This is a genomic window from Phenylobacterium sp. (assembly GCF_030645195.1).
Classification (GTDB): Bacteria; Pseudomonadota; Alphaproteobacteria; order Caulobacterales; family Caulobacteraceae; genus Phenylobacterium.
Map to the genome: position 1 here is coordinate 1 of NZ_JAUSLW010000131.1, position 18,897 is coordinate 18,897.

At 68.7% G+C, this 18,897-nt stretch carries 20 protein-coding genes and 1 tRNA gene; 11 read left to right on the forward strand and 10 right to left on the reverse strand.

All coding sequences use genetic code 11. From position 1 onward, the window contains the following. The 3 genes from Q7T09_RS11290 to Q7T09_RS11300 all read right to left on the reverse strand — a co-directional run. Positions 1-275 (reverse strand): Zn-ribbon domain-containing OB-fold protein (locus tag Q7T09_RS11290; RefSeq protein ID WP_304699736.1); only part of this gene is annotated, 275 nt, incomplete at its 3' end. 1 nt (position 276) lies between these two features. Beyond that, complete coding sequence (locus tag Q7T09_RS11295) at positions 277-1,461, reverse strand: thiolase domain-containing protein (protein WP_304699738.1); 1,185 nt, start codon at positions 1,459-1,461, stop codon at positions 277-279. A 194-nt stretch (positions 1,462-1,655) separates the two neighbouring features. Next, on the reverse strand, positions 1,656-3,137 hold the full coding sequence (locus Q7T09_RS11300) for an AMP-binding protein (protein WP_304699740.1): 1,482 nt from the start codon (positions 3,135-3,137) through the stop codon (positions 1,656-1,658). Positions 3,138-3,342: 205 nt separating this feature from the next. On the opposite strand from Q7T09_RS11300, the gene Q7T09_RS11305 reads away from it, so the two are divergent. From Q7T09_RS11305 to Q7T09_RS11315, 3 genes are all read left to right on the forward strand, one after another. After that, positions 3,343-4,893: a class I adenylate-forming enzyme family protein gene (locus Q7T09_RS11305; RefSeq protein WP_304699743.1), complete on the forward strand. Its 1,551-nt coding sequence runs from the start codon at positions 3,343-3,345 to the stop codon at positions 4,891-4,893. Next, positions 4,890-5,387, forward strand: a complete 498-nt coding sequence (rraA, locus tag Q7T09_RS11310) for a ribonuclease E activity regulator RraA (protein WP_304699745.1) — start codon at positions 4,890-4,892, stop codon at positions 5,385-5,387. The genes Q7T09_RS11305 and rraA overlap by 4 nt, the downstream gene beginning before the upstream one ends. An 86-nt stretch (positions 5,388-5,473) precedes the next feature. Further along, a tRNA-Ser gene (locus Q7T09_RS11315) sits at positions 5,474-5,563 on the forward strand. 77 nt (positions 5,564-5,640) lie between these two features. Here Q7T09_RS11315 and Q7T09_RS11320 read toward each other — a convergent pair. Continuing rightward, the gene (locus Q7T09_RS11320) at positions 5,641-6,426 is read right to left on the reverse strand and encodes a DUF5677 domain-containing protein (protein WP_304699747.1); all 786 of its coding nucleotides are present in this window, start codon (positions 6,424-6,426) and stop codon (positions 5,641-5,643) included. A gap of 230 nt (positions 6,427-6,656) precedes the next feature. Here Q7T09_RS11320 and Q7T09_RS11325 point away from each other — a divergent pair, with 230 nt between their 5' ends. The 3 genes from Q7T09_RS11325 (at position 6,657) to Q7T09_RS11335 (ending at position 8,687) form a co-directional block, all read left to right on the forward strand. After that, entirely contained in the window at positions 6,657-7,931 is a 1,275-nt protein-coding gene (locus tag Q7T09_RS11325) for a serine hydrolase (protein WP_304699749.1), read from the forward strand. A gap of 76 nt (positions 7,932-8,007) precedes the next feature. Then, on the forward strand, positions 8,008-8,202 hold the full coding sequence (locus Q7T09_RS11330) for a hypothetical protein (protein WP_304699751.1): 195 nt from the start codon (positions 8,008-8,010) through the stop codon (positions 8,200-8,202). A 101-nt stretch (positions 8,203-8,303) separates the two neighbouring features. Then, positions 8,304-8,687 carry a hypothetical protein gene (locus tag Q7T09_RS11335; RefSeq protein ID WP_304699753.1) on the forward strand — a complete coding sequence of 128 codons (384 nt, stop codon included), beginning with the start codon at positions 8,304-8,306 and terminating at the stop codon, positions 8,685-8,687. 41 nt (positions 8,688-8,728) lie between these two features. On the opposite strand, the gene Q7T09_RS11340 is transcribed toward Q7T09_RS11335, so the two are convergent. The 4 genes from Q7T09_RS11340 to Q7T09_RS11355 all read right to left on the reverse strand — a co-directional run bounded on the left by Q7T09_RS11340 (position 8,729) and on the right by Q7T09_RS11355 (position 10,842). Further along, on the reverse strand, positions 8,729-8,926 hold the full coding sequence (locus tag Q7T09_RS11340) for a hypothetical protein (protein WP_304699754.1): 198 nt from the start codon (positions 8,924-8,926) through the stop codon (positions 8,729-8,731). Positions 8,927-8,991: 65 nt separating this feature from the next. Then, a complete protein-coding gene (locus tag Q7T09_RS11345) occupies positions 8,992-9,120 on the reverse strand; it encodes a hypothetical protein (RefSeq protein WP_304699756.1) in 129 nt (42 codons plus the stop codon). Positions 9,121-9,171: 51 nt separating this feature from the next. Continuing rightward, positions 9,172-10,236: a sensor histidine kinase gene (locus Q7T09_RS11350; RefSeq protein WP_304699758.1), complete on the reverse strand. Its 1,065-nt coding sequence runs from the start codon at positions 10,234-10,236 to the stop codon at positions 9,172-9,174. Between the two features lie 243 nt (positions 10,237-10,479). Further along, complete coding sequence (locus Q7T09_RS11355) at positions 10,480-10,842, reverse strand: hypothetical protein (RefSeq protein ID WP_304699760.1); 363 nt, start codon at positions 10,840-10,842, stop codon at positions 10,480-10,482. Positions 10,843-10,959: 117 nt separating this feature from the next. On the opposite strand from Q7T09_RS11355, the gene Q7T09_RS11360 reads away from it, so the two are divergent. After that, the gene (locus Q7T09_RS11360) at positions 10,960-11,475 is read left to right on the forward strand and encodes an RNase H family protein (RefSeq protein ID WP_304699762.1); all 516 of its coding nucleotides are present in this window, start codon (positions 10,960-10,962) and stop codon (positions 11,473-11,475) included. 57 nt (positions 11,476-11,532) lie between these two features. Here the strand turns inward: Q7T09_RS11360 and Q7T09_RS11365 are convergent, their stop codons facing one another. Next, complete coding sequence (locus Q7T09_RS11365) at positions 11,533-12,150, reverse strand: hypothetical protein (protein WP_304699765.1); 618 nt, start codon at positions 12,148-12,150, stop codon at positions 11,533-11,535. A 134-nt stretch (positions 12,151-12,284) separates the two neighbouring features. Then, on the reverse strand, positions 12,285-12,926 hold the full coding sequence (locus Q7T09_RS11370; protein WP_304699767.1) for a hypothetical protein: 642 nt from the start codon (positions 12,924-12,926) through the stop codon (positions 12,285-12,287). A 51-nt stretch (positions 12,927-12,977) separates the two neighbouring features. On the opposite strand from Q7T09_RS11370, the gene ybaK reads away from it, so the two are divergent. From ybaK to Q7T09_RS11390, 4 genes are all read left to right on the forward strand, one after another. Continuing rightward, positions 12,978-13,448 carry a Cys-tRNA(Pro) deacylase gene (gene ybaK / locus Q7T09_RS11375; protein ID WP_304699769.1) on the forward strand — a complete coding sequence of 157 codons (471 nt, stop codon included), beginning with the start codon at positions 12,978-12,980 and terminating at the stop codon, positions 13,446-13,448. A gap of 94 nt (positions 13,449-13,542) precedes the next feature. Continuing rightward, on the forward strand, positions 13,543-15,228 hold the full coding sequence (locus Q7T09_RS11380) for a LuxR C-terminal-related transcriptional regulator (RefSeq protein ID WP_304699771.1): 1,686 nt from the start codon (positions 13,543-13,545) through the stop codon (positions 15,226-15,228). 268 nt (positions 15,229-15,496) lie between these two features. Then, positions 15,497-17,758 carry a TonB-dependent receptor gene (locus tag Q7T09_RS11385; protein WP_304699773.1) on the forward strand — a complete coding sequence of 754 codons (2,262 nt, stop codon included), beginning with the start codon at positions 15,497-15,499 and terminating at the stop codon, positions 17,756-17,758. A 202-nt stretch (positions 17,759-17,960) separates the two neighbouring features. After that, positions 17,961-18,668, forward strand: a complete 708-nt coding sequence (locus tag Q7T09_RS11390; protein WP_304699775.1) for a GDSL-type esterase/lipase family protein — start codon at positions 17,961-17,963, stop codon at positions 18,666-18,668. Positions 18,669-18,897 lie beyond the last annotated feature (229 nt).

An 18,897-nucleotide genomic window follows, 5' to 3' on the forward strand; every position in this document is an offset into this window, starting at 1 on the left:
ACATAGCCGATGGCGTAGGGGCCGGTCGGCGAGCGGTGCATGGTGGAGTAGGTGTAGATCACCCCTTCGCCCGGGCTCTCTTCCCAGACGGTGTCGTCGGAGAAGCAGAAGGGGCAGAGCGCGCGGGGATACCAGTGTGGCTCGTTGCAGGCGTTGCAGCGCTTGATCAGGAACCTGCCCTGTTCGGCGGCGTCCCAGAAGGGCTTGCTCTCGATGGTCACGGCCGGGGCCGGGATCTTGCGGCCCTCGGCCGGCTTGTCTTGGGCTTGGCTCATCTTACGCCTCCCGTTCCATGATGACGGTGCCCGCGCCGTGGCGGGTGCCGAGCGAACCGCCCGTGCCGTGGGCCAGGGCCAGGTCGCAGTTGGGAACCTGGACCTTGGGGTGGGCTTCGCCGCGCAGCTGGCGCACCGCCTCGATCACCTTGGTGATGCCGCCCCGGTTGGTGGGGTGGTTGTTGCACAGACCGCCGCCGTCGGTGTTGAAGGGCAGCTTGCCGACGCCGGAGATCAGGTTGCCGTCGGCGACGAACTTGCCGCCCTCGCCCTTCTTGCAGAAGCCGAGGTCCTCCAGCTGCATCAGCACCGTGATGGTGAAGCTGTCGTAGATCGAGGCGTACTTCATGTCCTGCGGGGTGACCCCCGCCTCCTCGAAGGCGATGGGGCCGGACCACAGGGCGCCGGAGTGGGTGAGGTCCAGGTCCTTGCCGCCGCGCGGTCCCTTGGGGGATTCGCCGGCGCCGATCACCTTCACCAGGGGCCGTTTCAGGCTCTTGGCGACTTCCGGGCTGGTGACGATCAGGGCACCGCCGCCGTCGGTGACGACGCAGCAGTCCAGCAGGTGCAGCGGGTCGGCGATCATGCGGGAGTTCACCACCTGCTCGACGGTGACCACGTCCTTCAGGAAGGCGTGCTCGTTCCACTGGGCGTGATGGCTGGCGGCCACCTTGATCCAGGCCAGCTGCTCGCTGGTGGTGCCGTACTCGTACATGTGGCGCATGGCGCACATGCCGTAGGTGTTGTGGGTCGAGCCGCCGTAGATGTTCTCGAAGCCGGCTTCCGGAGGACCGTCGGTGAGTTGGCCGGGACGACCGCCGCCGCCGGGGAAGAACTTGTTCTGGCGGGGACGGCCGGCCAGGGTGATCAGCGCCACGGTGCACTTGCCCGCCGCGATCGCCTGGGCCGCGTGGCCGACGTGCAGCAGGTAGGACGAGCCGCCGGTCTCGGTGGAGTCCATATGGCGGACGTTCTTCAGGCCCATATAGTCGACCATCGACATGCCGCCGAAGCCCGGGGCGTCGCCGGCGCAGAAGTAGCCGTCGATGTCGTCCTTGGTGAGGCCCGCGTCGGCCAGGGCGCCCTTGGCGCACTCGGCGTGTAGCTGCGGCGTGGATTTGTCGGGAGCGTCCCGGGTGGGGTGCTCATAGGCCCCCATGATGTAGGCCTTGCCCTTAATACTCATCGATCCCCTTCCTCGAAATTCGTTTTCAAATGAATGGCGGTTGGCTTAACCCCCCGCACCCCCAGTGTCATCCCGCATGCAGCGCCGTCGGCGCGGAAGTGCGGGACCCATAGACACCGATTTCTCCGGATAACCCCGCGCGTCTGGGGCCCGGACAAGCCGCTGGCGCGGCTTTCCGGGATGACACCAGGGGTTTACGCTGGCTGCTGGTCCTTCAGCTTGGCGATGCGGGCGTCGCGGAGCGCCGTGCGGCGCACCTTGCCGGCGTCGTCGCGCAGGGGTTCGTCCACGAACTCGTAGGTGCGCGGCTGCTTGTAGGTGACGAGTTTGGCTTTCAGGTGCTCGCGCAGGGCCGCCTCGTCGCCCCGTCCCTGCGTCTGGACGATGGCGTGGATCTTGTTTCCCAGGTCGTCGTCGGGGATGCCGATCACCGCGCAGGACTGGACGCTGTCATGCTCCTCCAGCGCCGCCTCGATCTCGGCGGGATAGACGTTGGAGCCCCCCACCAGGATCATGTCGGTGCGGCGGTCGGCCAGGTACAGATAGCCATCCTCGTCGAACCAGCCGATGTCCCCCAGGCTTTCCCAGCCGCCGGGCAGGACCTTGGCCGTGGCGCCAAGATACTTGTAGCTGGGGGGCATGCCCTCGGGCCGGCGCATGTAGATCTCGCCGATCTCGCGGGGTGGCAGCTGGTTTCCGTTGTCGTCGAAGGCGACCATCTCGCCCATCCGGACCTTGCCCACCGAGCCCCGGTGTTCCAGCCATTCGGTGCCGGAGATGACGGTCGAGGCCTGGGCCTCGGTGCCGGCATAGAGCTCCTGGATCACCTCGCCCCCCAGCCAGTGGATGAAGGCCTCCTTCAGCCAGGGCGGGCAGGGCGCCGCCAGGTGCCATAGGGTCTTCAGCGAGCTGAGATCGTACTTGGTGCGGACCTCCTCCGGCAGATGCCAGATGCGGTTCATCATGGTCGGCACCATGTAGATCCAGGTCGCGCGGCGCTTCTCGATCTCGGCCAGCGTGCCTTCCGGATCGAAGCGCGGCAGGACGATCAGGTGCGCCCCCAGGTTCAGCACGCTCATCATCATGCCGAAGCCGGCGTTGTGATAGAGCGGCGCCGGCAGGACGGCGACGGACTGGGAGGTCAGCTGCCAGCCGCCGACCTCGGGGGTCTCCTTCGTCGTCACGCCGGGCTGGCCGGCCAGGATCAGCTTGGGGCGGCCGGTTGACCCACCTGAAGTGGGGGCCTTGGAGACCGGCGCGGTGGCGTCGGGCAGGTCGCTGTCGTCGTCGGACTTTGCCAGCAGGTCGGAGACCTTCAGCAGCGGCCGGTCGATCCTGGCCTCGAACTGCGCGATCACCACCGGGGTCTTGGCCAGCTCCATGATGGCCTCCAGCTCGGCCTGGGGCAGGCGGAAGGCCACCGGCTGCGGCGTCGCGCCGATCTTCCACATGGCCCAGCAGGCGACGGCGAAATCGGTGGAGTTGGGCAGGCCGAGCGTCACCAGGTCGCCGTGCTTGACCCCATAGGCCAGCAGGCCGCGGGCGGCGCGGTTGGTGAGCTTGTGGAACGCGCCATAGGAAAGGGTGGTGTCGCCGCAACTGACCGCCGGGGCGTCGGGCTGCGATTGGGCGAAGGCTCTTAGCTTCGCGCCGAGGGAAATCATCTCGTCGGCCATAATATCGTCTCGTCCCAAATGGATGCCCGACTGAAAATCCGGGCGGTTCTGAATGGCGTCCAGACCCCCGCCTATGCTGCGGGGTTGGTCGCCAGTTTCCCTCGCGGCAGACGGGGTCGGCAAGCGGCATATTCGGTTGTCGGGCGCCGCGCCTTGCGGCTAAGACGGCCCGATAAAATTTGAACATTTGGTAGGGAGTGACGCGATGTCCGTCGAACAGATGCTGACCCAGGACTTCGGGACCCTGGCCGAGGTGATCGGCGAGCAGGCCAAGGAGCGCCCGGACAAGCCCGCCCTGGTGGACGCCCGCTCCAGCCTCACCTACCGCCAGCTCGACGCCTTCATGGACCGCATGGCCACGGCCCTGCAGCGGGAGGGCGTGGAGAACGCCGACGTCGCTGCCATCTGCGCCACCTCCTCGGTGGAGTACGGCGCGACCTTCTTCGGCATCCTGCGGGCCGGGGGCGTCGTCGCGCCGCTCGCCCCCTCCTCGACCCCCGAGAGCCTCATCGGCATGCTCAAGGACTGCGGCGCCAAGGTCTTCTTCCTGGACAAGGGCGTCGCCGATGCGCTGGCCGGCGTCGCCGATCAGATCACCGCCCAGCGTGTGGCCCTCGACGGCTCCGACGCCGGGATCCCGCTGGCCGACTGGCTGGCGCCGGAGGGCTCCAAACCCCGGCCGGTGAGCGTCACCCCGCAGCAGGGCTTCAACATCATCTATTCCTCGGGCACCACCGGGATCCCCAAGGGCATCGTCCAGCCCCACGCCATGCGCTGGGGGCAGATCCGCCGCGGGGTCTATCCCGAGAGCGCGGTGACCATGATCTCCACCCCGCTCTATTCGAACACCACGCTCGTTTCCTACCTGCCCACCATCTCCAACGGCGGCACGGCGGTGCTGATGCCCAAGTTCGACGCCGAGCAGTTCCTGAAGCTGTCGGAAAAGCATCGCGCCACCCACGCCATGCTGGTGCCGGTGCAGTACCGCCGCCTGATGGAGCGGCCGGATTTCGACAGCTACGACCTCTCCAGCTACGTGATGAAGTTCTCCACCAGCGCCCCCTTCGCCGCGGCCCTGAAGGCCGATGTGCTGAAGCGCTGGCCCGGCGGCCTGATCGAATATTACGGCATGACCGAGGGCGGCGGCTCCTGCGGCCTGCTGGCCCACGAGCACCCCGACAAGCTGCACACGGTCGGCCGGCCCCTGCCGGGCCACGACATCCGGCTGATCGACGAGGACCTCAAGGAGGTGCCCCAAGGCAAGATCGGCGAGGTGGTGGGCCGCTCGGGCGCCATGATGGTCGGCTACCACAACCAGCCGGGCAAGACCTCCGAGGCCGAGTGGTACAGCCCCGAGGGTCTTCGCTACATCCGCACCGGGGACGTCGGCGTATTCGACGCCGACGGCTTCCTGACGCTCATGGACCGCAAGAAGGACATGATCATCTCCGGCGGCTTCAACATCTACCCCTCCGACCTCGAGGCCGAGATCATCCAGCATCCGGAGGTCCTTGAGGCCGCGGTGGTGGGGGTCGCCTCGGACAAGTGGGGCGAGACCCCGGTGGCCTTCGTGGCCCTGAAGCCGAACGCCAAGGTCACCGCCGACGAGCTGAAGGCCTGGACCAACGCCAAGCTGGGCAAGACCCAGCGCCTGGCCGACCTGATCCTGGTGGGCAGCCTGCCCCGCAGCCACATCGGCAAGGTGCTCAAGCGCGAACTGCGCGACGACTACAAAGGCCCGGCGCTCACCGCATGACCCATCCCGCCCAGAAACCCGCCAAGAGCGTCGCCGACCTCTGCGACGACCACGAGGACGAGGTCGAGGTCTGCCTCGTCCAGTTCCGCGACTACGGCGCCCGCAAGGCCTTCTCCGGCCCCATCCGCACTGTCCGCTGCCGGGAGGACAACTCCCTGGTCAAGGCCACGCTCGCCGAGCCCGGCGAGGGCTGCGTCCTGGTCGTCGACGGCGGCGGGTCCCTGGCCAAGGCCCTGGTGGGGGACGTCCTCGCCGCCGACGGGGTGAAGAACGGCTGGGCCGGGATCGTCGTCCATGGCGCCGTCCGCGACACGCCCATCCTGGCCACCCTGGATATCGGCATCAAGGCCCTGGGCTCGGTGCCGATCCGCAGCATCAAGCGCGGCGAGGGGGTGGCCGACATGCCGGTGGCCTTCGGCGGGGTGGTCTTCCTGCCCGGCGACATGCTGCACGCCGACGAGGACGGCGTCGTGATCCTGCCCGCCGACGACTGAAAGCCTGGGCTTGCGCCGCGGGGGCGCGATGAGTAGGTTCCGCCCTCGCTCGGCGGGCCCCCCTTGGGGAGCCTCCAGACGGCTCCGGAGAGGTGGCTGAGTGGTCGAAAGCACCGCACTCGAAATGCGGCGTACCTTTACCGGTACCGTGGGTTCGAATCCCACCCTCTCCGCCAGGCCCGAGCCGCCTTCAGCTCTTCCTAGGTAAGGCAGTTGGTCGGCCACGCGAGCAGCCGCTGCAGGCGGCATATGATCAGAGGCTAATGCTGCTCTCCCCAACCCGGCCGTGCGTTTCCGGCAGGGCCTTCAATCTGTCGGCGAGGGGGCCGAGCATTCTGTTGTGCTCAAAGTCCTCGGTGAGCTGGGTAAACGCGACCCCGACTGAGGTGGCCGCATGGATGGCCTGGCTAAGGGTGAATGCAATCTCCTCGTCCTTCCCAGGTCCCCACCGGTAAATCCACGCCGACCTATCGGCCGTCGTGGCCATAAAGCGATGGAGCGACGTGGCGGAGGGGTGCGCAGCATCGTTGGAGAGCTTCTGGTATGCGAGGTACTGCCGGATGAACGGACCCATGGCCGCGACCTTCTTGGGGCTAAGGAGGTTCAGGTCTTTTCCAATGGCGGCGACGACCTCCCGAAGGCGCGTCTGGGTGGCTGGGTCACTTCCCGCGCTCAGTCCTTGGGCAATCACAAACTGGCCCTGCATACGGCGTGCGGCCTCTGCATCGGCCCTTAGGAGTTCGATGAACTTCTCCGGCTTTTCGTGGATGGCGGCGAGACAGAAGGCGTTTTCCAACAGGCTGCGTGCGAGCGTCTGGCCCTCCGTCACCATTCCACGCTCGGCCATGAGTAAGGCAGCCTGGAAGGTTCCGCAGGATCGCAGCAAGAGGCGCGTTGCGACGGTGCCGGGCGTGAAATTGTCACCTCGGTTCACCTCAATCGCTCGCACCGCTGTCTTCTGAAGGACCTCGTTCAGGTCCTCCGCCAGTGCGAACCATTCCCCATTTTGGGTGCGTATCTCGACGATCTCTGCACTCATGTGCTCCCCAAGGAAGCCGGTCGCGTGAAAGGACGCTCGTCGCTGCTCGTTGCTCATGGCCTTGGCGTGAGCACTAGAAGGCCAGCAGTCAAGGGAGCGGCCCTGGAAGGGCGGATGGCGCTTCAACCCTGCCGGGGGGCCGTTGCGATCGCAATTGAGTGCTTCCCCGAACACCCTGACGCCGCCTGCCAAGTCGGGTAACAAGGGTCAAGCTTGGGGAGATCACGCCGATGCGCCGTTGGATCCTGCTTGGGGTCGCCACCCTCGGGGCGCTGGTGGTCTGGACCGCCGTCTTCGGGGCCGGGACCCTGGAGGGCTGGTGGCGACAGCCCTTGGCGCCGCGGGGCGACACGGCCGCCTTCGCCGCGGCGGCGGACAAGATGATCGCCGCGGAGTCCACCGGCAACCTGGCCCTGACCCTGATCGAGGACGGCCGGCCCGTGCACGAGGCCTTCGCCTCGGCGGGTGCGCCCGTGGACCGCGACACCCTGTTCCAGGTGGCCTCGCTCAGCAAATGGATCACCGCGCTCGGGGTGATGACCCTGGTGGACGCCGGCCGTGTCGATCTCGACGCCCCGGTGGACACCTATCTCAAGCGCTGGAAGCTACCGCCCAGCCAATTCGACAACCGCCAGGTGACGGTGCGCCGCGTCCTGAGCCACACGGCGGGCCTCACCGACGGCCTGGGCTATATGGGCTTCGAGCCCGGCAAGCCGGTCCAGCCGCTGGTGTCGTCCCTGACCCGCGCCATCGACGCGTCTCCCAACGCGCAAGGCGAGGTGAAGGTGGGCCAGCAACCCGGCGCCGGCTGGAAATATTCCGGGGGCGGCTACGCCCTGCTGCAGTTGCTGATCGAGGACGTCACCGGCGAGCCCTTCGCCGCCTACATGCGGCGCGCGGTGCTGGACCCCCTGGGCATGACCCGGTCCACCTACCTGCTGCCGGAGCCGTGGCCCGCCAACGTCGCGGAGACCTATGGTCCCGGGGGCAAGAAGGCGATCCACTACCGGTTCACGGCGACGGCGGCGGCCTCGCTCTACACCTCCGCCGCCGACCTGACCCGCCTCATCGCCGCCCACCGGCCAGGCCCGGACGGGGCCGCGCCGGGGCGGGGCGTGCTCAAGCCCGCGACCCTGGCGGAGATGCGCCGCCCCCACGCCCGCCAGTTCGGCGCCGACATCTGGGGCCTGGGCCTGGTGCTCTACGCGCCCAACGAGGCCGGCGACTTCATCGTCGGTCATGACGGCAACAACTTCCCGGCCATCAACACCGCGGCGCGTTTCGATCCGGCCAGCGGCGACGGGATCGTGGTGCTGGAGACCGGCGACGAGCTGCTGGCGACCCGGCTGGCCGGAGAGTGGGTGTTCTGGCGCACGGGCAATGTGGACAACCTGATGGTGCTGATGGAGGTCAAGCAGACCCTGGTGATCCTGGCCATCGGCTGGGGGGTGATCCTGCTGGGCGCCGGGATCGTCGGGTGGCGGTTGCGCCGGCCCCGCCGATGACGCGGTGGCCGCTCGCGCCGCCCGGGAATTGACGCAGCGCATGGCGCGCGCCCGGCGGGGAGGGTAGTTTACCGCCATGCACCAGAATCTCACCGGCCCCGATCGTGTCCTGCTGGACCGCTATATCGAAAGCGTCCTGCTGCGCTTCAGCGACGGCAAGTACAACCTGATGGAAGCCACCCAGGAACTGGGCCAGGCCTTCACCCAGGCCTCCCGCGAGGAAATGCTCACCCACATGCTGGGCGTGGTGGAAGCCGGCGACGACGCCTGAAGCCCTGATGTTCCCACGCATTCGGTGACAAGTCGGGGTCGGGCTGCGAAGCTGGCGGCGACGCCGCCAGACGCGGCGGACCTGTTGCAGGAGGCTTGACCATGCTGCGGTTACATCGCTGGGGCGTCGCGTCGGTGCTTGGTGTGGCCTTGGCTTGGGCTGAGGCTCCGGCGCGGGCCGAGACCTGGCTGCAGGTCTCCGATTCACCGATCGAGGGGCTCGAGAGTTGTGTGGACACCGACAGTGTCCACCCCGACCCTGACGGAAAGACGGCGTTCCGGTTCCGGTTCTGCGGCGTTCCCAAGGGCGTCCGCGATCATCGGGTGGACTGCCGTCAGGATACCTCAGGGTGGTCGTCCTATAACCCCGACAAATCCACCTGGGCCGTGCTCGACGAGATGAAGGACGGGGTCTTCCGTGAGACGCGCGTGGCCGGCGGCAGCCCCCTTGTCGAGGCCGCCAAGTGGGTGTGCGACCATCGCTAGGATCAAGGGTCGCGCCTAGAGCGCGCGGACACTCAAAGGCTCTAGCGCGACATCCAGGGCTTGGACTTGGCCGAGGACGAGGCCGCCGCCGCGCGTTCGCGCTGGAAACGGCCGCCGCGGGGCGGCTTGGGCTTGGCGTCCAGGGCCGCCTGCTTCAGGCGCAAAGCCTTCTGGATCGGGGTCTCGGCGGGCGGGTCGTCTGTCGGGTCGGCCAAGGGATCGTCCTCCGGAAGCCTCATCCTAACACATCACGCCGCCCGGCGACCCGCAGTAAAGCTTGGCTATCGGGCCGCCCGCGCGACGATCAGCGCCGCTGCTGGCCGTTGGGCAGGGCGGTCTGGACGATCTTGGGCTTGGCGGCCGTGGGGCCGGTGGAGCGGGGGTCGTTCATGCCCTTGGGGGCGGCGGGCCGCGTGCTGGGATAGGTTCTCATGGGGTGGTCCTTGCGACTTGGCCTGGCGGTCCGGGGCGGGCCGTCAGTTGGCTAGACCGTCCGCGTCGTCGTCGGGGCGACGCCGTTGAGGGCGGGAACGGCCGTGTGGACGATCGAGACCCGCGTCCCGGGATGGGCCTGCGTGATCTTGACCCCGGCGCAGAGCTGGTTGGCCAGGGCCTCGACGATGCTGGTGCCCAGGCCCGGCTTGGCGGCCTCCACGTTCGTGGGCATGCCGACCCCGTCATCCTGCACGCAAAGGGTCCAGTTGTCGCCGTCGCGTTGGTAGTCCACCACGATCTTGCCGCGCCGATGGCCGGGGAAGCCGTGTTTCAGGGCGTTGATCACCAGTTCGGTGACGATCAGGCCTAGGCTCACCGATACGCTGGCCTCGATGAGGCTGTCGTCGCAGGTCACCGCCAGGGTGAGCTGGTTCGGGTCGCGGATCATCGAGGCGCCGAGGCTCTCGCACAGGCGGATGAGGTAGGGGCCTAGCAGGACGGCGTCGAGGCTGGAAGTGGAGAGCTGCTGCTGCACCGTGGCGATGGACATCACCCGGTTGTGGGCGTCGTTCAGGCTGGCCCGGGTATCTTCCGACCCTGCCTTGCGGGCGGTCTGCAGCAGCACGCTGGCGATGATCTGCAGGCTGTTGGCGACCCGGTGCTGCACCTCCCGCAGCAGGATGGCCTTTTCCCGCAGCAGGTCGTCCTTCTCCTTCAGGGCGTCGGCGCCCTGGCGGTCACGCAGGCGCGCGCCGGTGATGTCGGTGACGGTGAGCAGCAGGCGCGGCGCCTCGGCGTCCCCGTAGTCGAGCCGCCGGGCGTTGAGGATCAGGGCGTGGGGGCCGTCCGGCGCCTTGAGGTCCATCTCATAGGAGTCGACCTCGGCGCCCGACAGGCAGGCGGCGAGCAGGGACCGAAGCTGCGGCACATCCCACTCGCCGGCCCCCAGGTCGAAGATCGGGCGGCCCGCAACGGCGGGGGGGTCGACATGGAAGGCGGCCAGGAACGAGGCGCTGGCCGCGATCACCGCGAACTCGCCGTCCAGCAACAGCAGCGGGGCGGTGGAGGACGCCACCATGGCCAGGGCGAGGCTCTGATCTGCTCGGGTCGGCAAGATGAAAGTCCCTTCGCGCACGGCGGAAGCATGGGTTTTCGCCCAGATTTCTCTGCCGTCGATGCCAAGTACACTTTCCAACGGTAAGTCTATTGTTTCACATATCTTGTCTTGTGTCCGACATAATAAGAAAAGTCAGGGGCAATTGGCCGCGAGTACGGATTGAAGGCGCTCTCGGTGGCGAGCCCTACTGGGACGCCTGCTACGCCCATGGCAAGGCGCGGGCGCGGGGGACCTACCAGGCTAGTCGTCGTCGAACTCGCCCAGCATCTCGGCCTTGGTGGCCTCCCAGCGGGCGGCGCCTTCGCGCAGGGAGGCGCGGATGGTGACGATGTCCACCGGGGCGTAGGCCTCCTGGTGCACGCCGAGCGCCACCAGGAAGGCGGTCACGAAGTCGCGGTAGTCGACCCAGGTCTTGCCGGCCAGCTCCATGGGCCAGGCCAGCAGGCTCTCGTCGGCCCCCTGCCAGCCCTCGCTCAGCCGGACGGCGGCGATCTCATAGGGGAAGGGGTCGCCCAGGGTCTCCAGGCCGAAGTCGGTGACGATCCACTGGCGGCCGCGCCAGACGATCTCGCTGGCGCGATCGCCGATCTCTTCTTTGAGCATTTCGATATTCCGGCAGGGCCGCGAACGGCCGCGTGAGCCCAGCAGATGATCGCTTTGCGGCGGGCCCGCAAGGCTTAGGGCTTGCAGGTTGGCGCGGGGCCGGGGCAAGAGGCGGCCATGACCGACACCATCACCCTGTGGACCGACGGCGTCTGCACCGACAGCCGCGGCTTCGGCGGCTGGGCCTATGTGCGGACCTGGCGCGGCGAGGCCCGCGGCGCCGCCGGCGGCGAGCGCCAGGCGCTCACCCCGCGCATGGAGCTGACGGCGGTGGTCCGCGCCCTGGCCGACCTGGAGGGGACCCCCGCCGCCGCGCCTCTCACCGTCTGTTCCGACAGCGCCCTGGTGATCACAGGCGCGGCCAGGCTCGCCGCCTGGAAGGCCGCCGGTTGGGTCACCGACACGGGTGAGCCGGTCGCGCACCGCGACCTGTGGGAAAAGGTCGCCGCCGTCACCCTGGCCCGCCCCGTGAGCTTCACCCGGGTCACCGCCACCCCCACCGGCAAGGAGCCCGCCGGCTTCGTCGCCGCCTGGTCGGACTTCGCTCGGGAGAAGTGCAAGGCCGCCGGGGCCTTCACCTCGACGATCCCCAAGCCCAACCTCGCCAAGTTCCCCGGGCTTTCGGACGCCTGAAGTCCGACCCAGCTCGCCGCCAAGATCCGCGAGGTGATCGAGCGCTGAAAAGGGCGTCTAGCGCGTCTGCGCGCCCGGGTCGGTGAAGAAGAACAGGGCGAGCGCCATGGCGGCGGCGGCGTCGCGGTCGGACGAGCCCTGGACCGGCAGATAGACCGTCCCCTTGAAGGGCGTGCGCACCATGCCGCCGACCTCCTGGTCGCCCTTCAGGATCACGTAGGACATGGTGCTGCCGCCCCCCAGCGGCATGGAGCCGGGCATCTTCCTGGTCTTGGCGCGCAGGGTGACGCCGCCATAGCGGATCTCCGCGGCCCGCTGCGGCTGGTACAGCTTGTCCATGAACTTGCCGTCGCTCAGCACCAGGGCGAAGGAGGCGTCCGGGGGGCCGCCCTCGAAGTTGCAGACATAGGCCAGGTCGTTGCGCTTGAAGTCGATCCAGCTGAAACCGAAGCGGTTCTGCCCGCCCTCGCAGGATACGGTCATGGGCGCCTTCAGGCGCGGCGAAGCGACCGTGAAGGTGGTTTTCGCATAGTCGCTGGAGAACATGCCGAGCGCGCGGGTCTGCTTGTTCACCGCCTTCACCTGGCCGGAATATTCTCCCAGCTCGTAACCGAAGCCCAACAGCAGGCCCTTCACCCGCTTGGGCTGCAGGCTCAGCTTCTCGGTGTGGCTCATGTCCTGCGCCTGGGCCGGAGCCCTGCTCGTAAGGATCGCCGCCGCGAGAACGCTCAAAGCCGCTCGTTTCATGGTCGCCACTCCCCGTTGCAGAACCGCAAGTCTAGGATGGGAAGCGGCGCCGTGGAAGGTGTCTAGGAACGCGGTTCGATGAGCGTGGCGTCGGTATAGGTCTCCACCACCAGGCTGAAGGGCGTCCCGTCCGGCGTCGCCAGCACCGCGCGATGGCGCAGGATCTCGTGCGGCACGGCGAGCGTCCCTGGCCCGGCGGCGGGCAGGGGGCGGCCTTCCCATCCGGCCGGCAGGGGCTGGAACAGCGCCTCGGCCGCCAGGGTCCGGCGGCGGAAGTCCAGCGGCCGCACCACCACCCCGAAGGGCGTCTGGGTGGTGTTCAGGGCGGTGTTCATGGCCGGGGTCAGGCGGGCCGGCAGATACCAGTTGTCGGCCTCCGACAGCACCTTGTCGCCACAGGCCAGCTCCACCCGCCGATAGGCCACGGGCGCCTCGGCGGTGACCTTCAGGTCGCGCCGCTCGGCCTCGCCCGGCGTCTTGTCGGCCCCGGTGATCCGCCGGGCGACGATCCTCGCCCCGCCGCCGGGGCCATGGGCGTCGCACCAGCGCTGCAGGGTGGCCGTGGCGCTGTCGCGGCTCAGCAGCTCGGCGTTCAGGCCCTGGACCTGAGCCTGGGCCGACAGGCGGGCCAGCGGCGTGTCGGGCCAGTCGGCCGCCGCGGCGGGACCGGCCAGGAGGACGAGGAGCAGGGGAAGGACGCGCATGGTCCTCGTCTCGCATTCTCAAGCCCGCCCCGTCCAGCTAGCTTGCCGCCCATGGCCAAGACCACTCCCGCGACCCTGGCGCTGCGCAAGGCGGGCGTCGCCTTCACCCTGCACACCTACGACTACGACCCCGAGGCCGGCCGCGTGGGGCTGCAGGCCGCCCAGAGCCTGGGCGCCGATCCGGCGCGGGTGCTGAAGACCCTGATGGCCCAGGTGGACGGCAAGCCGGTCTGCGCGGTCCTGGCCTCCGACCAGGAGGTGGCCATGAAGAAGCTGGCGGCGGTGTTCGGCGGCAAGGCTGCGGCGATGATGAAGCCCGCCGACGCCGAGCGGATCACCGGCTACCGGGTCGGCGGGGTCAGCCCCTTCGGCCAGAAGCGCCCGGCCCCCACGGTGGTGGACGAGGCCGCGCTCGCCCACCCCAGGGTGTTCGTCAACGGCGGGCAGCGGGGCCTGCAGGCGGAGCTCGCCCCGGCCGACCTGGTGGCGGCCCTGGGGGCCAAGGTGGCGGCCATCACCTGAGCGCCCTTCCGCCCGCTGCGTCGGGGAGGAAAGGGGCTCGCCTCGCCCGCGCGCCGTGTAAACTGATCCTCCCGGTCTCCCCCCAAAGGCCCGCATGTCCGCCGCCCAGTCCAAGGCCAATGTCGCTCTCGTCATCGAGACCATGTACGCCGTGGCGGCCGATCCGGAGCGCTGGGAGCAGGTGATCGAGGCCCTGGACGTGCCGGCCCAGGACGAGCAGGCGACCCAGGGGGTCGCCAGCTTGGCCCGCGCCGCGGCCGGCGGCGGCGAGCGCGCCGATGTCGGCCTGATCGTGGTCTCCGGCGCCGGTGGGGCGGTGGCCTGCAACCCGGCCGGGGAGAGCCTGTTCAGGCTCCGGCTCGGACGCATCGAGGCCCGGGGCCTGACCTTCCTCAACCCCTCCAACCACGAGGCCCTGGCCCAGGCTCGCAGGCGCCTGCGGGAGACTCGCGGCCGCCAGGTCATCGTCAAGTTCCTGGACGAGGCCGACGAGGGCCCGCACTTCGCCTATGTCACCCCCGCCGCCGCCCTGCCGCCGGCGCTCGCCGCCACCCTGCCGTCCCCGTCGCCGCGCGGGGAGGGGGACATCGCCATCGTCTTCCCGGCGCTCGAGACCACCGACCGCCTGTGGGCCAGCGTCCGCGAGAGCTTCGGCCTGACCCCGGCGGAGACGAAGCTGGCGGCGCGGTTGAAGGACGGCCTCTCCCTCAAGGAGGCCGCCGAGGACCTGGAGGTCAGCCTCAACACCGTGCGCAACCAGCTGCGCGCCGTCTTCGACAAGATGGGCCTCAACCGCCAGAGCGAGCTGGTCCGCGCCCTGACCCAGCTCGGGGCCCTGGCCCAGGCCTTCGAGGACCCCGGCGCCCGCCGCGCCTCCCCCACCATCTTCGCCACCGAGCGCGGCGCCGCCGAGACCGCGCCGCCGGTGCAGCTGTTCAAGCTCGCCGACGGCCGCCGCCTGGCCTGGCGCGACTATGGCGACCCCGCCGGCCGGCCGGTGCTGGCGGTCACCCAGGACCTGGCCTCCAGCCTGCTGCCCCGGGGCACCAATGCGCTCGCCCGCGACCTGGGCCTGCGGGCCATCGTCACCGAGCGGGCCGGGGCCGGGCGGTCGGACCCGCACCCGGACTTCACCTACGCCAATGTGGCCGCCGACTCCGTGGCCCTGTGCCGTCATCTCGGCCTGGACGGGATTCAGATCTTCACCAACACCGACGGGGCGGCCTACGCCCTGGAGGCGGCCCTGCAGCTGGGGGACTCCGCCACCCGGATGCTGATCGTCTCCGGCCGGCCGCCTGGCCTGCAGGCCGAGCGCGAGCGGGACAAGGGCCACACGCTCACCCTGTTCTGGCGGCGCATCTACCGCAACCCGTGGCTCTCCGACATGATCTTCGAGATGATGCGGCTCAGCCTCAGCCGCGCCCAGTTCGAGCGCTACGCTCGCGCCGCGGCCTCGGCCCCCGGCGACGCGGCATATCTCAAGGCCAATCCCGAGCTGCTGGACTTCATCATCGACTACACCCGGGAATCGGTGGCGCTCAGCGCCCGCGGCGCGGCCGACGCCATCCGCTGCGCCGCTCGTCCGGGCGGTCCCGACCTCTCCGACCTCGCCTGCCCCATCACCCTCTGGCACGGCGACCAGGACCCCATGAACGGGGTCGACGAGGTTCAGGCCTGGCTGGGAGACCACGTCGAGGCCGTCCGCCTCTTCCCCGGCATAGGCCGCTTCCTGGGCCACCGGTCCTGGCCCGAGGTCCTGGCCTGGCTGGCCCAGGGCTGACGCCCCTCGACGGACCGGCGATCAGCAAGGCCAGGGCTCGACGGCGATTTTCGGTCCTGAACCACAGGCGCCGCGAGGCCCCAGCCGGCGGGGATATTAGTTTGGCGCCAAACTATTGCGTTCGGAACCTTACGATCTACCTAACTAACTGTTTGTGGGCTATCATATTTCTGTTGCCACACCTCACAGACCCATGTTTTGTAAGTCCAACAAACAATATGGGGAGGACATTATGTTGCATCAGACTGGCAGGACGCGCGCTCGCTTGATGGCCGCCGGCGCCGCGCTCGGCGCCGCGGGGTCCCTGGTGGGCTTCGCCCCGCCGGCCCAGGCCCAGGGCGCCGAGGCCTCGGCCGCCCAGGTCGAGGAGGTGGTGGTCACCGCCCGCCGGCGCGAGGAGCGGCTTCAGGACGCCCCGGTCGCCGTCACCGCCTTCGGCGCCCAGGCCCTGGCCGACCGGGGGGTGGACAACGTCTCGGAGATCTCCAAGTTCGCGCCCAACGTCCGCTTCGACGGGGCCGCCCAGCTCTCGGGCGGCAATTACAACGCCACCGTCTTCATCCGTGGCGTCGGCCAGAACGACTTCGCGATCTTCTCCGATCCGGGGGTCGGCATCTATGTGGACGGCGTCTATTTCGCCCGTTCCATCGGCGGCATGCTGGACGCCTTCGACGTCGGCCGGATCGAGGTGCTGCGCGGACCCCAGGGCACCCTGTTTGGCAAGAACACCATCGGCGGGGCGGTGCTGGTCACCTCCCAGGCGCCGGGGACCGAGCTGGCCGGGCGGCTGGAGGGAACCGTCGGCAGCTTCAAGCGCCGCGACCTGAAGGGCCACCTCGACCTGCCCCTCGGGGAAAACCTCTATGCCCGGATCTCGGGGGGCAGCCTCAATCGCGACGGCTACGCCCATCGCCTGACCGATGGCCAGGACCTGGGGAACCGCAATGCCGACGCCGGCCGCGTGCAGCTGCGCTGGGAGGCCACGCCGGACCTGACCGTCGACCTCTCGGCCGACTACACCCGGGCCCGGGAGCACTCCGCGCCCCAGACCCTGATCGCGGTGGCCAACCGCCCCGGCTTCACCGGCGCGCCCTTCATGACCAACTTCAACACCTTCGTGGCGCCGGGCCTGGGGATCACCGCGCCCAATGGCCAGAAGACCCTGAACGCCTCCTTCATCACCGGCGACCCCTATACGACCTGGGGCTCGGGCCCCAACGTCAACGACCTGGACCTCTGGGGCGTCTCGGGGACGGTGAACTGGGACCTAGGGACGGTGCAGGCCAAGTCCATCACCGCCTATCGCCATCTGAAGGCCCAGTTCGCCCGCGACGGCGACAATAGCCCCTTCACCTTCCGCCACACCCGCAACTGGGACAAGCAGCGCCAGTTCAGCCAGGAGTTCCAGCTCAACGGCGAGGGCTTCGACGGCCGGCTGACCTGGGTGGCCGGGCTCTACTACTTCAACGAACACGGCTCGGATCGCGGCTACGCCCACCTGGCCCTGGGCCTCGGCCCACCCGCCACGCCGCCGCCGATCTCGCCCTCGGCCAATGTCTATACGGTGGTGGACGCCACCACCTATGCGGCCTTCGCCCAGGGGTCCTTCAACCTCACCGACCGGCTCAGCCTCACCCTGGGCGGACGGGCGAACAAGGACGAGAAGACCTATTATCTCGACCATCGGCGCATCGCAGACGGCTTCATCGTGGCCAACACCACGGTGTCGGACTCCTGGTCGGCCTTCACGCCCAAGGTCGGGATCGAGTTCAAGCCCACCTCGGACGTCCTGCTCTATGCCTCGGCCGGCAAGGGCTTCAAGAGCGGCGGCTTCAACGCCCGTCCCCTGACCGACATCACCGAGGTCACGGCCTATCAGCCGGAGACCATCCGCACCTATGAGCTGGGCGCCAAGACCGCCTGGTTCGACCGCCGCCTGGTGCTCAACGGGGCGGCCTATTTCAGCCAGTACGACGACATCCAGGTCACGGTGAACCAGACGCCGCGCAACTTCGTGGCCAACGCCGCGGCCGGGGAGATCAAGGGCTTCGAGATCGAGGCCGTCGCCCGCCCGGCCCCCGGCTGGGACGTCAATCTCGCCGTCGGCCACACCAAGACCGAGTACACCGAGGTCGGCCAGGGCCTGGGGCCCACCCAGGTCCTGCCCATCAAGCTGTCCACCAAGTTCGTGAAGTCGCCGGAATGGACGGTCAACGCCGGGCTGCAGCACCGCATCGAGCTGGGCCAGGTCGGCTCCCTCACCCTGCGCGGCGACGTCAGCTACTTCGGCAAGTACTACAACGACATCGCCAATGACCCGGACCTGGCCCAGAAGGCCTACAGCCTGGTGGGCGCGCGGATCACCTGGGCCTCGGTCGACGAGACCTGGCGGATCGAGGCCTTCGGGACCAACCTCACCGACGAGCAGGTCAAGGCCAGCGGCAATGCGTCGAGCGGCGCCTTCGGCCTGAAGGAGGCCAGCTACGGCCCGCCCATGGAGTGGGGCGTGTCCCTGGCGCACGACTTCTAGAGCGTGACAGCCTGAAGTGGATACCCGTTCAGGCTGTCACACCCTAACCCCAAGACGACGAGCCTGTTTGTCCGTTTCAGATGAATCCATCTGAAACGGACAGGCTCTGGCGGGGCGCTGATGGCGCCGAGGCGCGAGCGCAGAGATCCTGGCGCTCGCCCAACCCGCCCGCTAGGCTTCCCCAAGATCAGGGGAGATGTTCATGTCCGGGCCGCTCGCGCTCCGCGCGCTCTTGGCGCTTACGCTGCTCTCGGCCACGGCCTGCGCCACCGCCGCGCCTCTACCGCCCCCGCCGAAGACCAGCTTCACCCCTGAGATCGCCCACTTCGCAGAGCTGGACCAGGCCGCCCCGCCCAAGCCCTGCGGCTTCCTATTCACCGGCTCCTCAAGCGTCCGCTTCTGGAAGACGCTCGATCAGGACATGGCGCCCTATCGCGTCATCAACCGTGGCTTCGGCGGCTCGCAGATCGCCGACGTGACCCTCTATTTCGACCAGGTGGTGCGCCCCTACCGGCCCCGCGCCATCTTCTTCTATGCCGGTGAGAACGACATCAACGCTGGCAAGGCGCCCGTCCAGGTCGTGGCCGACTTCCAGCGGTTCATGGATATGAAGGACCAGCGCCTGGGCAAGACCAAGGTCTATTTCATCGCCCTCAAACCCTCCAAGCTGCGCTGGGGCCAGCTCGCCCAGCAGGCGCAGGTCAACGCCCGGATCAAGGCCCTCGCCGACAAGCGCACCGACCTCGACTATGTCGACGTGGTCCCGGCCATGCTGGACGGCGGCCAACCCCGGGACATCTATGTCGCCGACGGCCTGCATATGACCCCGGCGGGTTATGAGCTGTGGACCCAGGTCGTCCGCCCGGTGGTGGAACAGGAGGCCAAGACCGGCGCCGCCTGCAAGGGTTAGCCCCGCGCAAAGCGCTTGGCGCCGTGGCTCATCGGGTTATCGTCGTTCACATGACCGCCCGACAGAGGCGGCGCGGAGGAACGAGCCCATGAAGTTCACCTGGTTCAACCTGATGCCGTGGCCCTATCTGCCGGACGATTTCCGGGAGAAGAACCGGTCGGTCTGGGTCGATATCGACCAGAAGCTGTTCGACCCGGCCAAGAGCCATGAGGTCTACAACACCTATATG

Bases quoted from the DNA above. Each gene is read 5' to 3' on its own strand.
- Q7T09_RS11365 (WP_304699765.1), bottom strand. From the start codon at position 12,150: ATGAGCCACACCGAGAAGCTGAGCCTGCAGCCCAAGCGGGTGAAGGGC.
- Q7T09_RS11300 (WP_304699740.1), bottom strand. From the start codon at position 3,137: ATGGCCGACGAGATGATTTCCCTCGGCGCGAAGCTAAGAGCCTTCGCC.
- Q7T09_RS11325 (WP_304699749.1), top strand. From the start codon at position 6,657: ATGCGCCGTTGGATCCTGCTTGGGGTCGCCACCCTCGGGGCGCTGGTG.
- Q7T09_RS11340 (WP_304699754.1), bottom strand. From the start codon at position 8,926: ATGAGGCTTCCGGAGGACGATCCCTTGGCCGACCCGACAGACGACCCG.
- Q7T09_RS11345 (WP_304699756.1), bottom strand. From the start codon at position 9,120: ATGAGAACCTATCCCAGCACGCGGCCCGCCGCCCCCAAGGGCATGAAC.
- Q7T09_RS11370 (WP_304699767.1), bottom strand. From the start codon at position 12,926: ATGCGCGTCCTTCCCCTGCTCCTCGTCCTCCTGGCCGGTCCCGCCGCG.
- Q7T09_RS11385 (WP_304699773.1), top strand. From the start codon at position 15,497: ATGGCCGCCGGCGCCGCGCTCGGCGCCGCGGGGTCCCTGGTGGGCTTC.
- Q7T09_RS11320 (WP_304699747.1), bottom strand. From the start codon at position 6,426: ATGAGTGCAGAGATCGTCGAGATACGCACCCAAAATGGGGAATGGTTC.
- Q7T09_RS11330 (WP_304699751.1), top strand. From the start codon at position 8,008: ATGCACCAGAATCTCACCGGCCCCGATCGTGTCCTGCTGGACCGCTAT.
- Q7T09_RS11360 (WP_304699762.1), top strand. From the start codon at position 10,960: ATGACCGACACCATCACCCTGTGGACCGACGGCGTCTGCACCGACAGC.
- ybaK (WP_304699769.1), top strand. From the start codon at position 12,978: ATGGCCAAGACCACTCCCGCGACCCTGGCGCTGCGCAAGGCGGGCGTC.
- Q7T09_RS11355 (WP_304699760.1), bottom strand. From the start codon at position 10,842: ATGCTCAAAGAAGAGATCGGCGATCGCGCCAGCGAGATCGTCTGGCGC.
- rraA (WP_304699745.1), top strand. From the start codon at position 4,890: ATGACCCATCCCGCCCAGAAACCCGCCAAGAGCGTCGCCGACCTCTGC.
- Q7T09_RS11335 (WP_304699753.1), top strand. From the start codon at position 8,304: ATGCTGCGGTTACATCGCTGGGGCGTCGCGTCGGTGCTTGGTGTGGCC.
- Q7T09_RS11390 (WP_304699775.1), top strand. From the start codon at position 17,961: ATGTCCGGGCCGCTCGCGCTCCGCGCGCTCTTGGCGCTTACGCTGCTC.
- Q7T09_RS11380 (WP_304699771.1), top strand. From the start codon at position 13,543: ATGTCCGCCGCCCAGTCCAAGGCCAATGTCGCTCTCGTCATCGAGACC.
- Q7T09_RS11305 (WP_304699743.1), top strand. From the start codon at position 3,343: ATGTCCGTCGAACAGATGCTGACCCAGGACTTCGGGACCCTGGCCGAG.
- Q7T09_RS11295 (WP_304699738.1), bottom strand. From the start codon at position 1,461: ATGAGTATTAAGGGCAAGGCCTACATCATGGGGGCCTATGAGCACCCC.